Below are 14205 nucleotides of genomic sequence, written 5' to 3'. Positions count from 1 at the left end.
CTGTTTTGGTGATACCACAACATAATAATTTTAATAATTTATTACGAATTTCTCGTCTTAAGCTTCTGTTAATTATCACCTAACATTTTCTAAATTTATCATAATTGGGATTATTGATTGTAGAAGAGAATGCTTAACCTTGCTTCAATTATGGTTAAAAAGTTTCAACTTTATGGAAAAAGAATGGAAAGAGAAAAAAACATAGAAATACATGATACCGCTTTTTTGACCTCTACGCTGCGTTCTTTAAATGAAGATTTGAGTCACGACTCTTTTGCAAAACTATGGCGCAACTCTAAATCTGATATTTGGATCAAAAAATATCTCGAGCAGGTGTCTTCGGAAGAAACCAATACCCATTGTTTGAGAAACAGGTACTTTCTCGATACCATAAAAAATCTGGTTGAAGAAAACGACATTGAGGTCGTGATCAACTTTGGCTGTGGTTTTAGTATGTATCCATTTTTATTGGATGAACGATTGATACATATAGAAATTGACAAACCAGAAATCATCGATTATAAAAAATCGAAGATTGAGAACTGGCAAAAAACCAATGCACTCCCAAAACGGAACCTTCATTTTATTGCCGTTGATTTTAGTGAGGATTACGAGCAGGCGCTATTGTCCCAAATATCTTCTATCAAAGAAAATAAACCATGCTTTATTCTCATTGAAGGCGTGTTGTTTTTTTTGGACAGGAAAGAAACAGATCATTTGTTCAACTTTTTTAATGCCATTCAAAATCCGGGCGATTTTATTGGAAGCGTGTCTTTCCAGGATACGTTTAAGGACAGTGTCGCATTTAAAAAACTGTTGAACTTTCTCAATCAAATGGTTTCTAAAACAAAAGCAAGTGATTATCAAACCATCGAGGATGACTATTACCGATCTCAGCCAGTTTATCATTTGATTGACCATCAAGATTATTTTAGTTTGTCCAAAACTTACGGAAATGTCATTTGCTTAGAAAAGGAAGAGATTCTTAACGAAAATTTTTATCTGCTTAAAAAATTGAGTTAAAAGAAAGGGAGCAAACTAATGACAAAAGATACATTGGAGATGGGATCGATTGGGTAGAAGTCGTCACATCAAAAAACTTTCATCTGATATAATATCCTATAGTCATCATTAAATTCTCAGTTTTAGATCCGTTTAGGACACTAAAAGTCAATAAAAAATCATGTATCTTTAGCGTTCCTTATTTAAGATAATATCCCATTAAATCTATGAAGTATTTCTTTTCCTGCCTACTTGTTGTTCTACTATTCGGTTGCAATGAAATCGATTCCAAAGACGAAAGAGCAGTGCGTAAATTTGTGGAACAATGGAACGAAGCCCATACACAACTCACTTCGGCTTACCTTGCGCGTGACTATATGGATGTGGTCAACTATTATGGTAAACAGCGCAGTAGGGTCCAAGTGCAACAAGATAAGACCTTGTTATTTGAACAATTTCCAGACTATACACAAGGGATTCTAAATGACGAACTGATCATCACCAAGGAGGCAGGAAGTTATTTGGTAACTTTCACCAAACATGTGAGCTACGACGGCATCGAAGCAGATTATGAGTCGTTTCTTTCAGTGACCATGAAAAATGGTGTTTTCAGAATCCTAAGAGAAGGCGTTGCTGAGAGTATTAAAGATCTTGATGCGCCTATATTTCCCAAGGCTCGTGAAAATATTCGCATCCTCGCCAATACCAGACAAGTGTTTGGCGATTTTGATGGCGATGGTCTCTCAGACTATGCAACGGTGATCTCTCCAAATATCGTATCCTCTACAAATAATGAGGTGAAATGCAAAGACGGATGCAACAGCGTGATTGTCTTTAGCAGTACGGATCTAGAAAACATCACAGTTGAAGGAGCCTACCAATCGCAGTTAGAAAATCTTAAGGATCTAAACAGCGATGGGGCAGATGAGATTGGCTTTTGGGATATCAAACCCTCTTCCAAAACTCTTTATGTTTTTGATGCTACCAATGGGGCATTACTTACGGAACCTATTGTTATTAATACCACCGTACATAAAAATCTCAAACTTATTGACGTTTTTAAGAAATCGGGGCGCAATAAAATTACGGTGACACGCAGCGCTCAAGTTGATGGGAGATGGGTGTTGGAGACTGAAGTTGTTATGTTGGATTAATTGGAATTTCAAATTTCATAAGTCGCATTTGAGATGATTGGACGTTTTTCAGACACTGATAAATACCGATTCATTTTCAACAATCATCGTAACAAACCCATAAATTATCTCTAGACCGAATTGAAGAGACTTTCAATCTGTAGTGAAAGTACTTTTAAATTAGAACATCACTCTTTACTTCCCTTTTGAATCCGATAAACAAGATGGTGGATACAAAAAGCAATCCTAAATACCACGCATTGCCTACCAAATCGAAGTAGGAGATATTGCCCTGAGCGAAACTTAGAATCATTAATACCTGTGCACCATAAGGCAATAGACCTTGTGTGATACAGGCGAAAATATCTAAAATAGAGGCGGTTTGTTTGTTGTCCAATTCGTATTGGTCGTTGATATTTTTGGCGATAGACCCTGAAATGATGATCGCCACGGTATTATTGGCAATGGCCACATTGATGCTCGATACCAAAGCGCCAATCCCAAACTGGGCGGTTTTTTTACTTCTGATCAAGGTTCTTATTTTGACTAAAATGTACTCGATCCCGCCATTGTAAGCTACCAAAGCGGCCAAACCTCCCGTCAATAAGGAAAGAAGAAATATTTCGGTCATATCCGTAAAGCCTATATAGACCAATTGTGTGAACTCAATGAGTGAGAAATCGGCATAAAATAAACCCAAGATCCCAGCGGTGATGATGCCAAGTACCAAGGTGACAAAAACGTCAAGCCCAATGACGGACAGTACAATCACGATAAGGTATGGTGCTATTTTCAACACGGAATAACTATACTCGACCGTCTCTTCCACATGCGCATCTAATTGCAAGCCTTCAAAAATAAGGATGGCGCAGGTGACCAACGCTGCTGGAATGGCTATTTTTATATTGGCTTTAAATTTATCGCTCATTTTAACGCCCAGAGATTGGGTGGCAGCAATGGTCGTATCTGAAATAATGGATAGGTTGTCGCCAAACATGGCACCACTTAATAAGGCACCACAAAGAATGGCCAGGGAAAAGGTGCCGGTATCTGCAAAACCCACCACAATTGGCGCTAAGGCCACGATAGAGCCAACCGAAGTACCAGTGGACACCGATAAAAAAGCAGCAATCACGAAAACGCCCACATAGATGTATTGGTTATTGATGAGGTCCATACCTAAATGCACAATGGTCTCCACACTACCGGTTGCATTGGTGACTGCGGCAAAAGCGCCCGCGAGGAGATAGATCAAACACATGGTGAGGATTTTAGGATCGCCACAGCCTTTTAAAAGCGTTTGGATCTTTGTATTTATAGGCTGTTTAAACAAGAGAAATGCCACAAATATCCCTGCTATTACGGCGATGGGCGCGGGGAGGGCATAGAAATCCTCTTGAATTATCCCCACACTTAAAAAGGTGATGATAAAAACGAAAAAAGGCAATAAGGCTTTAAAACTTGGCTTAATGGCGGTCATAAGTCTGTTGTTACAGAATCGCAATAAGAAAGTGATAGCAAATCATTGGGAATGGTAACGTTTTTTCCAAAGTATTTGGCTTATCGCTTTAGCACCTTGCTCGTTAATGCAGGTTGCTACCTCTTATTTGAGATTCTTGATAATTAAGAGTGCAAAAATAGCGGTTTACTAGGGTTAAACCTAAAGATTTTAGGCAGGAATTGCACCAATTATCACAAATCCATTCGTCTGATGAAAACGGACTAAATAGAACCAATTCATTTCACAAAGTTGGAAGGCTTGCAGTTCTACGTTTTTTAGACACGAACCTTCCCTTCATTTCGACAAGCTCAATGACCACTGGAAGGAATTCTTTGTTTGGAACTAGTTTATTAAATACGAACCGAACTAAATTATTTTTCTTTTTCTGGAGAAATGGCATCCGCTTCCGGAAAGAGGTCCGGCAGGCAGGCGAGGTGGTTCGGACTTTGAAAAAAACAGTGTCAACCGCGCATAAGCTTTTTATCAACCTACTCCGATTCCCAAATGCGTTTTTGAGCCGTACCAAAAGCACCCAATTGGTAAATGCCTATGGCTTTGGCTTTAAACTTCGTAGCACGAAAATGATGCTGCGCCAAACTATCCAATATCGCCGTATTAGCAACGCCCAAACTGATGTGTGGATTATAGTTGTCATAGCTATGTGCACTGACAAATTTGGGCACATAGGCCAGCGTGAAGTCATCTATAGGCGTGCCACCTACGTTTTGTACATACGCTTGTTGAGAGCCTTCAGCAAGGATATAGGGTTCTAAAAGAGCGATGACGTTTTCGTGAAGTGCCATTAGTGACCGACTCCTTTTAATGCCAATGGAAGCGAAACTCTCGGTTTTAGCTTTGGAATATTGCAGCTCATCAGCCCAAAGACTGTCATGTTCAATAGTTTTATAGAATCCGTTCAATACCTGTTCAATTTCTGAAAGATCACTTTCCTGCACATAACAATGCAATAAAGTGATGTGTGGGATATGCTGCTCGTTTAGAGTGATATTATCAGGATGGTTTTCCAGTATCGCACGATTTAATTTAATGGATTGTTGGTAAATAGCCTCTGGAACTGTGAGCAATACACCAATGGCTAGTGTCTCTTCTGGTTTTTGGAGACATGAACTGATGAGGCTAAAAGCTAAAAGTGTTATGATTAAGAAGTTTCTATTCATTTTTTTGAAGATATGAGTACTTGAATTATAGGGATCGGAATTTAGTAAAGAATTTTCAGCTGGGAATGGATTCATTGGGAAAAGTATGGCTCTGGATGAAAACAGTTCATTTCACGAATGTTGAATGCATGCAGTCTAGGTTTTTTAGACACGGACCTGCCCGTCCGTTCAGGCGGGTTACACGGATTATCACAGGTTCAAAATAGTGCTTGAATACTAAACCCTTCCGTCTTTAAGCTCTATTCTGAGCTTAAATCCACCTTCCGTTCATTTCGACAAACTCAATGACCAATGGAAGGAATTCTTTGTTCCGACCAAGTTTATTAAATACGAACCGAACTAAATTCTCCTCCTTTTTAAGTAGGAGTGGCATCTGCTTCGGGAAAGAGGCAGATGTCCTGCCTGTAGGACTCTGGATAAAAACTATTTATTTCACGAATGTAGAAGGCATGCCGCCTGAATTTTTTGGGCACGAACTGCCCGTCCGTTCAGGCGGGTTATACGGATTGTCACAGATTTATGTGGTCTCTAAATCGAAACTATCGCTGCCGTTGTTGGTGTTTTTCACCAACAACCCTCATATATAAGCTTAAAGCATCTACAGCATTACCCTTCCACAACCACACGTTGCTGTTTCGCCGCTTTGTTCACTTTAAATTGCAACAATAACACCATCGCTACAAAGGCAACAAGTGTAATGAGTGACAATAGTTTGATCTCTGAGGCGATGGATGCCAAATCGCCACCATAAAAAGCAATTCTTCTAAATCCGCTCAAGAATTGGGTCACCGGAATGAATTGTGCCACACCCGTAATCCAACCAGGAATCGCTTCTGTTGGCCAGGTAAATCCGCTCAAGATAAAAGCAGGGGTGGAGATGACCATCAATAATTCGGTGGCCTTTAATTGGCTTGGAATGGCAACTGAAAACAACATCCCAATCATCATTGATGCTAAAGTCAACAGTACGGTCAAGACCAACATTGGAAAGTTGAAAATATCCGCAGTGATCCTGAAATAGGGAAAATATGCAGCGACTACCAACCAAATAAATGGCAACATGATCAAGAATGGGGTTGCTTTTAGTAAAATAAGATATAATGCCGATTTTTTCTTTTCTACAAGACTGGCAAAATACCCATCTTCAAAATCTCTTGAAAATGCCAAAGCCATGGCCAAAAAGATAATTTGTTGCATAATGGCCGCCAAGATGCCCGGTAACATAAAATTGACGTAGTTGCCGGCAGAGTTATAGAGCTTATTGAAGTTGATCTTAAAAGTCTCGTAAGAGGCTTTAGCCTGATCAGGATGCATCCCTTGTTTTTTGAGACCCTCTATTTCCATTCCCGCATTTAAGGTCATCAGCACCATATTGATATTATTGCTGGCGGTGTTGGCGTTGAGGATATTTGCCATATTGAGATCCACGCGGATTTCAGGATGTCGCTTTTGGAGGACGTCACTTTCAAAACCTATAGGTAGGGTGATGACGGCAGCGTATTGTTCAATGGGCATTTCGTCTAGGAGATTGCCTGGCGTTAATCGCACATCTTTGACCAATAAGCCTTCATTATCTACAAAAGCATCAATGATCATATCAGTCGTTGGACTTTGATCCTGATCTACGATAACAATTGGTAAATCGACAACTTTTGCCTGTTGATATACATAACCAAACAAAATACCGTAACCAATGGGCGCACCAAAAAAGATGGCCATCAAGACGCCATTTGAAAAGATGCGTTTGAATTCTACTTTAAGTAAGTTCTTAAAAGTTTTCATTGGTTATTGTTTTATAAGGATGGTCGCGTTGGTATAAAACTTTTGATCGCCTGTATTTGAAGTGGGAACCACTTTCAATTCATAAATGGATTCTGAAAGTTCATATAAAGGCGCTGTACTTGTAATATCTGCATATTGGGCCAACTGTTTAATGGCAACAATTTTGGCGCTAGTTTCTTCGTTGGTGTAAGGATTCACCAATGTGAGTTCTTTTCCAACCTTAAAATCGTAGATTCTTGATTCAGGAATCGTGAAGCGAAAATACAAGCCATCGGTTTTGTAGCCGTTAAACAAAGCATAACCGGGAGTCAGCAACTCGCCTTCTTCCAAACTTATGGTTTCAATGGACATATTCGCCGGAGCAATGACGTATTGTTCATCAGATGCTGATAACACTTCTTTCTTGGCACCCAATGCTCTGTCCAGTTGGCCTTGCGCTTGCTCTATTTGTTCTGAGCGCGCACCTAATCTTATTTCGTCGCGCTTGGCTTCCAAAGCATCCACTTGTGCCTTTGCCATACGAAGTTTCATTTTGACTTCATCAAATTGTTGTTGGCTTACCAAGGAATCCTCATACATATTTTTTAAACGGTTATAAGACTCTTGGGCAAACTCCATTTGTGCTTTGCCCGAGTTTAACTGGCCTTCAATTTGGTTAAGTTGTTCGGTAGTAGCACCGTTAAATGCCAAATTCAGTTGGCCTTGGGCCGCGGTAATGGCACCTTCAGCTTGCATCATTTTCGCATTCACCTCAGGGATGTTCACTAAGGCAAGGGTATCGCCTTTTTTGACTTCTTGCCCTTCTTGCACGTATATTTTTTCAATCCGTCCAGCAATTTTACTGCTTACTGAAATGGTTTCAAATTTCACTTTGCCTCGGTTGGGCGTAATTTTGTCGTTTTTGCAAGAATTTAAACTCAGTAGTGCAAAGAAGCTAATAGCGATAGGTGTGTATATTTTCATTTTTTGATATTTTGTAGGGTTAGTAAGATAGTACGCCTTTGGCATGAAGCATTTCTGCTACTGCGCGTCGTTCGTTAAAATAAGATTCCTGTAGTTTGAAATTCGCTTTTTCAACGTCGTTTAAGGCATCCAACACATCATTGATAGAGGCGAGATTGTTTCGGTATTGTTTATCGACCATTTCATAAGTATCATTGGCCAGTTCAATTTCCTTCTGAACGATTCTTGAGTTCTGCAATGCAGACTGATAGCTCAATTCTGCTTTGGTGATGCTCAGCGCAATCATTTCTTCCGCTTCTTCTATTCTATCTCTATATTTCTCACTTTCTAAGGTCGCTTTTTTACTTTTCAATCGGGATTGGTTGCCATCAAAGACATTCCACTTGATGCCTGCTCCAATAAACCATTTGGGATCTAAGAGCGATAAATCGTCTTCAATAAATTCATAATGTCCTTTTACGGCGACTTTCGGAATAAAATTGCTTTTCGCCATTTTTGCTTGATAAAGGGTTGCTTTTTCAGCTTCTTCCAAGGCTTTTACTTCGTTCCGTTTTTCTGTAGTGGAAATGCCGTCTGTAGAGAAGGCCTGTAACTGAGGCTCGAGCAATCTCAAATTGGCTCGGGTTTCTCCAGTGAGTTGATGGAGCACTTCAATCAGCAAAATATTATTGTGATCAAATTCCAATTGTTTGGATGCCAATTGTTGTTGGGCAAGTTCCAATTTCTTTCGGCTTAAAGGCGTGGCCAACCCATTCTCAATAGCTTTGGTGACGTAAAATATTTGTTCATTTAAATACTTTTCTGACGTAATCAACACGGTTTTAGAGGCTTTTACAAGTGCCAATTTATCATAGGCTTCTATGATTTGTAAAGCAATTTTATCTTTCTCTGCAAGGCCCAGATAATTCAATGAAGTTTCTTTATGCTGACTGGCCTTTAGGGCATTACTGGCTTCAAATCCGCTGAACAGCACCCAGTCCAAATCGACCGACGATTTTAAGATGTTCTTGTTTTGAAGGTTTGGAATCGCCTCCAATGGAATATTACTGGGAAAAGGAGAATTGAACGGTAATCCCACGGCTTCCTTTATGACCAGTTTTTGAGTGGCCATCAATAGATTTTGGGTGTTTTCATCTAAAGTAAGATCATCGTCCAGGCGTACAAAGCTCCCATTGAGGGTGATTTTTGGTAAGAATACCGATTTGGCCAGCTGCTGGTCTACTTGTGCTTGCTCGGCGTCAATACGATTTGAATTGAGTTGATGGCTCTTGTTGAGTCCTTTGTGAATCAAGTCCTGCAGCACCGGATCCAATTGCTGTGCCGTAATAACCGACGGCAACGCAATGGCGATGATGGTCAGGAACATCTTTAAGATGACTTTGTTTAAGTTCATTGTTGATGGTTTTTATAAATATAATACAAAGTTGAGGAAAATTTGAGGGATTTCTTTTGACATAGGTCAAATAGTGAAGGAGTTGAATGGGGGATTGGGGAATAGGGAATAGTGAGTGGTGAGTGGTGAGTGGTGAGAGGTGAGAGAGTGAGCCGTGAAAAATAACGAAGTTTTATTAATAATTATCAATTAACGCCTGCCCTTCCGAAGCTCTTGCGGAGGCGGGATTGAAGAATGTTGATTTTTGAATAACGGTCAACTCTAATCAGAGAAGTTCTATTTGTTGGATAGAGGGTAGTGGATATGGACTGTTTAAGGATAGAAAGGGTTTAGGATTCTGCGTATATCTGCTGGAAATAGTGGTTGTTTCACAGAGTTTCACAGAGGAGACACAGAGTTTCACAGAGGGCGTTGGGCTGTATTAGAGCTTTGGGTCAATCAGCGTGATCTGCGGGAAATAGTGGTTGTTGCACAGAGTTCCACAGAGGAGACACAGAGTTTTACAAAGAGTATTTGAATTTGTTAGCGTTCTGCGTATATCTTCGGGAAATAGTTGTTGTTATACAGAGTTCCACAGAGGAGAAACGGAGTTTCACAGAGGGCGTTGGGATGTATTAGAGCTTTGCGTCAATCAGCGTGATCTGCGGGAAAAAACAGTGCAATACTGAGCTTCATAAAGAGAATCAGTGAATATCTGTGTCATCTGAGTCTACCGAGAAAACATCACCCTTTTCGAATCCTACTCAAGGTTTCTTGGGTCATTCCCAAATAAGAAGCGATATGTCCCAACGGCACTTGATAGGCAATATCAGGGAATTCCGTGAGCATATAGTCGTAGCGCTCTTTGGCGGTTTGAAATTGGATGGCGTTGAGTTTATTGACCATTTTTGTGAGCATCTCAATGGTCACAAGACGGCCCATTTTTTCCATTTTATGATATTTGGCAAACAATTGATCCATGTCTTCCTTGGAAATACTGTAAAGCGTTGCATCTTCCAAAACTTCTAAATAATATAAACTTGGAGTTTGTTGAAAAAAGCTGTCTACACTGGACATGAACTTTCCAATGCCAAAAAACCATTGGGTGATTTCCTTGCCATTTTCATTGAGATAATAACTCCTACCCATACCTTTTTCTATGAAATACAGGGTCTTACAAACCTCACCCTGTCGCACAAGCGTTTGATTTTTTAATAATGTTTCTTTCTTAAAATGCGAGACAATATCCTTCAATTCGTCGTCTGTAAAAGTTACTATGGTTGTTAGAAAGTCGGTGATGTTCATGGGGTATAATATAAATCGGCTGAATTAGTGCACAAGATAAGTAAAATACAATGGCGAATGGACCATCAAACCCCTGAAATAATACAGCTCAAGATTGAAAAACGAAGCGATATAACCCAGCTATTCCCTACATATTTTAAAATAAAAAGCGTACATTACATTCAAAATCAATGAGATGCCACTATATTTAGATTTACATGAACTTCCTGAAGGCATTACCGCAGCACATGTTGCAGAAATGCATCAAGCTGATTTAATTATTGAGCACAAATTTAATTGTCGTGGCTTGACCTACTGGTGTGATGAAAAAAGGAAAACAGCTTTTTGCCTGATCGATGCACCAAACAAACAAGCCCTTAAAGACTTGCATGAACATTCCCATGGTGCTATTCCCACACGGATCATTGAAGTTAATGATACCATCGTCGAATCGTTTTTAGGCCGGATAGAAGATCCTGAAAAATCAAAAAACATAAGCTTAAACATTATTAACGAACCAGCATTCAGAGTTCTGATGGTGGTTAAAATAAAAGAGAAAATCTTAACAACTAAAAAATCAAAAACATTAAAAGCAGCCGTCAAGGACTATAATTCAGCGATAAATACATTGACTTCGGAACATCATGGACGAATCGTAAAACAAGAGGCCAATACCTATTTAATGTCTTTCGAATCGGTTACAGAGGCGATTTCTTGTGGCTTAAATATACAGCAATCGTATAATGCCGAAATGACGCCAAGTTTAGAATTTAAGATTGGCATAAGCGCTGGAATTCCGGTGACTGCTAAAGAAGGCCTTTTTGAGGACACCATAAAAACCTCCGATTATTTGAGTGACATCGTTAAAGGCGATTTGTCCATTACTGCAGCCGTAAAAGATCTCTTTGAAGCAGAAAACCAAAATAAGCCGATCTCGATAAATAAGACGATCTATGTTTTAAATAACCCCGATGAAGCGTTTATATCGGAATTAGTTGATTATACTGAAAAAATATGGTCGCATCCCGAAATAGGGGTGACTGATTTTGAAGAGAATTTGGGTTATAGCAAATCGAAACTCTATCGCACCATGATGAATTTGGTTGGAAAATCCCCTAATGTTTTTTTAAGAGAGTATCGTTTAAGTAAAGCATTGGAACTGCTTAAAAAAAACAGACTTAACATTTCTGAAATCGCCTATCAGACCGGATTTAGCAGCCCTGCTTACTTTTCAAAATGTTTCCAGAAAAAATACAACATCCTACCTTCTAGTTTGTATAATTAAATAGGATAGGCTATTCAAATAAAGAGTCCTAGTTTATAGATAAGAATGGGTTCGATGACAGCGACTGAAGATTTAAACCTAAATTACACTTTCTATTACCTATAGGTTTACTCCATTCCGAAGTTTAAAACTTTAAATCAAGAACCTCAGGGCACTTCCAAACGGCACTGACGGGCGGGAAAGTCCACGAGTTATGAATAAGAAATTGCTTTTTCAATCGAGACATTCCTTTTGGTATTAAAACTCTACTAGTGGTAATAAAAGATTAAATCAACTGCTCGTCCCAAAACAAAACCCTAGTTTTGCAATCTTTTTGCTGCTATTTTTCCTTTTCAGGGTAACAATTGTACAAAATAAGGTTGAATCGACATTAAAGATATCTTATCACATACTACATGGATGTTCTTAATGACTGTCAGTTTTAAGGTTTATGGAAACACAAGATAAAAACGGATTAACAAAAGCATCACGAACGCTATTGCTCGTTGGATTATTATTTGTTGCGGTCAACTTAAGGCCTGCACTTTCAAGTATTGGCCCGTTAATTGACATGATTCGTGCCGATATAGGCCTTTCAGAAGCCTTGCTTGGTCTACTTACTACGTTGCCTTTAATTGCCTTTGGCGTAGTGTCGACAATGACCCCTTTGTTTACCAAACGTTTTGGCATTGGAAACACGCTTTTAGGCGCTATGGTTCTACTAACTGTAGGAATCATCATTCGTTCCTTAGGCAGTATCTTTGAATTGTATTTAGGTACTATTTTATTGGGTATCGCCATTGCTTTTGGGAATGTGCTGATCCCCGCACTGATTAAAAGAAACTTTCCGCACAAGGCCGGATTTGTGACCAGTCTCTATTCCGGTATCATGTCACTTGGGGCTGCAGTTGCAGCAGGATTAAGTGTTCCTTTGGCGGTGGAGCTTAATTTAGGATGGCGCGGTTCTTTGGCCGTATGGGCGGCATTGGCGGTGTTGGCATTGATCATTTGGATCCCTAACATCAAACGTCTTACTCGTACTACGCCAAGTAGAGGATTTAAAGAAGCCATGAAAAAACTGAGTGGCTCGTTATTGGTCTGGAAACTGGCGTTCTACATGGGCCTCCAATCTTTTGCGTTTTATGTGATCTTAGCTTGGCTTCCCGCTTTACTGATTGACCGCGGATTTGATGCATCGTACGCCGGATGGATGCTCTCCTTATCACAGGCCACCGGAATTATTGGCGCTATTGTCATTCCTATTTGGGCGGGTTCAAGAAAAGATCAACGTCTGGTCATTGTATCGTTAATTATCGTTGAGGTTATCGCTTTGATTGGATTAATGCTTCCAGGAATTGGAATGGTTGAGCTTTGGGTCGGCCTGATTGGAATGGTGCTTGGAGGCACATTTGGACTGGCTTTATTACTGATCGTTCTACGGTCTAAGGACGCAGAAACCGCCGCTGAGCTCTCCGGAATTGTACAATCCATTGGTTATTTTATTGCTGCCACTGGTCCTTTTGTTGTAGGGGTTATTTACGATCTGACCGAGGTGTGGAATTACGCTTTGGTGCTGTTGGTGGTGATCGCTATTATTAAACTTGTTTTGGGCATTGACGTAGGGAAGGACAAAAAAGTCTAAATTCAGTAATGCTACAAATCCTAATGGTTTTTCTTGATAAGCTCTGTTGGGGTTAAGGTCCTCAAAGCCTATTCCCAAGTCTGCCGGGTCCAACCTCAGAGCGAACCATCGCACATGCCAACGTCACTTGTTTTGAAAGCTTGCTCTTTTTACGTCTAGAACGTGCATTTCACACTAATAAGATAACTATCTAACTTAAATCAAGTATTTAAGATGAGGTTCTTAAACCTCATAATTCATTAAAAAATTGTAAAGCTTTCCGAACTTTTATATGCTAATATCCTACTAACTTCCAGATGGGGATGGATACCCTTGGTTTGATCTATTATTTGGCAAACACAGGGCGATTAAACATTCCTATTTTAGAATTGACGAGCAAGCCTTTGAATAACCAATGTTCGCATTATAAACTTCTCTTGATCTAAAAGTCTTTTTATTTGGTCTAAATGTAGAATAACAGAAGACAATTCTATTCTACTTTTGATGTGAACCATTTAAATATCACATGAATATAGCGTTTTTGGTTCTGTTGCTGAAATGGTAAAGTGTGATGCCAAAGATTTACAAATTGACGTTTATGATGTCGTTGCCAATCTCACTTGATGCTGATGTTCATTTGGTACACGATCACCATTCACCTCAAAATTGAGAGGACATCTAAAAGCCATAATAACATTATTTAATACCTAGATCATCATGAACACAACACTTTTTGAACGATTAGGAGGCGAAGCAGGGATTTCATCAATAGTTGATGATACTGTGGACGCCCATATGGAGAATCCAGCAATTAGCGCACGTTTCCTGCCCTATAAAGATCAACCGGAGCGATTGGCCACCATTAAAAAACACACCATCGATTTTTTTATGATGGGAAGTGGCGGTCCTGCCAATTATTCAGGAAGAGATATGATCACAGCACACACTGGAATGAATATCAATCCCACCGAATATATGCATGCTATTGACGATATCTTGCTGGCATTGGACAAAAACAACATCACTGAAGATGCAAAAAAAGACGTATTGGCTATTTTATGGTCCTTAAAAGGAATGATTATATCCCAATAATGATTTCACATTT

General features: G+C 39.5%; 12 protein-coding genes and 1 riboswitch. Of the genes, 6 read left to right on the top strand and 6 right to left on the bottom strand.

Going from position 1 to position 14205, the window contains the following annotated elements; all coding sequences use genetic code 11:
- Positions 1–183 precede the first annotated feature (183 nt).
- A complete protein-coding gene (locus ESZ48_RS04865) occupies positions 184–1023 on the top strand; it encodes a class I SAM-dependent methyltransferase (RefSeq protein ID WP_129016205.1) in 840 nt (279 codons plus the stop codon).
- 206 nt (positions 1024–1229) lie between these two features.
- Entirely contained in the window at positions 1230–2156 is a 927-nt protein-coding gene (locus tag ESZ48_RS04860) for a hypothetical protein (protein ID WP_129016204.1), read from the top strand.
- 154 nt (positions 2157–2310) lie between these two features.
- On the opposite strand, the gene ESZ48_RS04855 is transcribed toward ESZ48_RS04860, so the two are convergent.
- Both ESZ48_RS04855 and ESZ48_RS04850 read right to left on the bottom strand, forming a co-directional pair.
- Positions 2311–3615, bottom strand: a complete 1305-nt coding sequence (locus ESZ48_RS04855; RefSeq protein ID WP_129016203.1) for a Na+/H+ antiporter NhaC family protein — start codon at positions 3613–3615, stop codon at positions 2311–2313.
- Positions 3616–3665: 50 nt separating this feature from the next.
- A riboswitch (SAM-I-IV-variant riboswitch) is annotated at positions 3666–3763 on the bottom strand.
- Between the two features lie 361 nt (positions 3764–4124).
- Positions 4125–4814 (bottom strand): 2'-5' RNA ligase family protein, encoded by a 690-nt coding sequence (locus ESZ48_RS04850; protein WP_190246192.1) that lies wholly within the window; start codon positions 4812–4814, stop codon positions 4125–4127.
- Positions 4815–5098: 284 nt separating this feature from the next.
- Here ESZ48_RS04850 and ESZ48_RS04845 point away from each other — a divergent pair, with 284 nt between their 5' ends.
- On the top strand, positions 5099–5401 hold the full coding sequence (locus ESZ48_RS04845) for a hypothetical protein (protein WP_129016201.1): 303 nt from the start codon (positions 5099–5101) through the stop codon (positions 5399–5401).
- A gap of 19 nt (positions 5402–5420) precedes the next feature.
- Here the strand turns inward: ESZ48_RS04845 and ESZ48_RS04840 are convergent, their stop codons facing one another.
- The 4 genes from ESZ48_RS04840 to ESZ48_RS04825 form a co-directional block, all read right to left on the bottom strand.
- Complete coding sequence (locus ESZ48_RS04840) at positions 5421–6596, bottom strand: ABC transporter permease (RefSeq protein WP_129016200.1); 1176 nt, start codon at positions 6594–6596, stop codon at positions 5421–5423.
- Between the two features lie 3 nt (positions 6597–6599).
- Entirely contained in the window at positions 6600–7559 is a 960-nt protein-coding gene (locus ESZ48_RS04835) for an HlyD family secretion protein (protein ID WP_129016199.1), read from the bottom strand.
- Positions 7560–7578: 19 nt separating this feature from the next.
- Positions 7579–8952: a TolC family protein gene (locus ESZ48_RS04830; protein WP_129016198.1), complete on the bottom strand. Its 1374-nt coding sequence runs from the start codon at positions 8950–8952 to the stop codon at positions 7579–7581.
- Positions 8953–9675: 723 nt separating this feature from the next.
- On the bottom strand, positions 9676–10236 hold the full coding sequence (locus tag ESZ48_RS04825; RefSeq protein ID WP_129016197.1) for a Crp/Fnr family transcriptional regulator: 561 nt from the start codon (positions 10234–10236) through the stop codon (positions 9676–9678).
- Between the two features lie 175 nt (positions 10237–10411).
- Between ESZ48_RS04825 and ESZ48_RS04820 the strand changes: the two genes are divergently transcribed.
- The 3 genes from ESZ48_RS04820 to ESZ48_RS04810 all read left to right on the top strand — a co-directional run bounded on the left by ESZ48_RS04820 (position 10412) and on the right by ESZ48_RS04810 (position 14192).
- Positions 10412–11500, top strand: coding sequence for a nickel-binding protein (locus ESZ48_RS04820; protein ID WP_129016196.1), 1089 nt, complete (start codon positions 10412–10414; stop codon positions 11498–11500).
- 430 nt (positions 11501–11930) lie between these two features.
- Positions 11931–13121 (top strand): CynX/NimT family MFS transporter, encoded by a 1191-nt coding sequence (locus ESZ48_RS04815; RefSeq protein WP_129016195.1) that lies wholly within the window; start codon positions 11931–11933, stop codon positions 13119–13121.
- A 696-nt stretch (positions 13122–13817) separates the two neighbouring features.
- Positions 13818–14192, top strand: coding sequence for a group I truncated hemoglobin (locus ESZ48_RS04810; protein WP_129016194.1), 375 nt, complete (start codon positions 13818–13820; stop codon positions 14190–14192).
- Positions 14193–14205 lie beyond the last annotated feature (13 nt).

This window comes from Gelidibacter gilvus, from assembly GCF_004115975.1.
Taxonomy (GTDB): Bacteria; Bacteroidota; Bacteroidia; order Flavobacteriales; family Flavobacteriaceae; genus Gelidibacter; species Gelidibacter gilvus.
The sequence above is the reverse complement of the archived record's forward strand: the minus strand, read 5'-3'. Positions and strand labels throughout refer to the sequence as shown.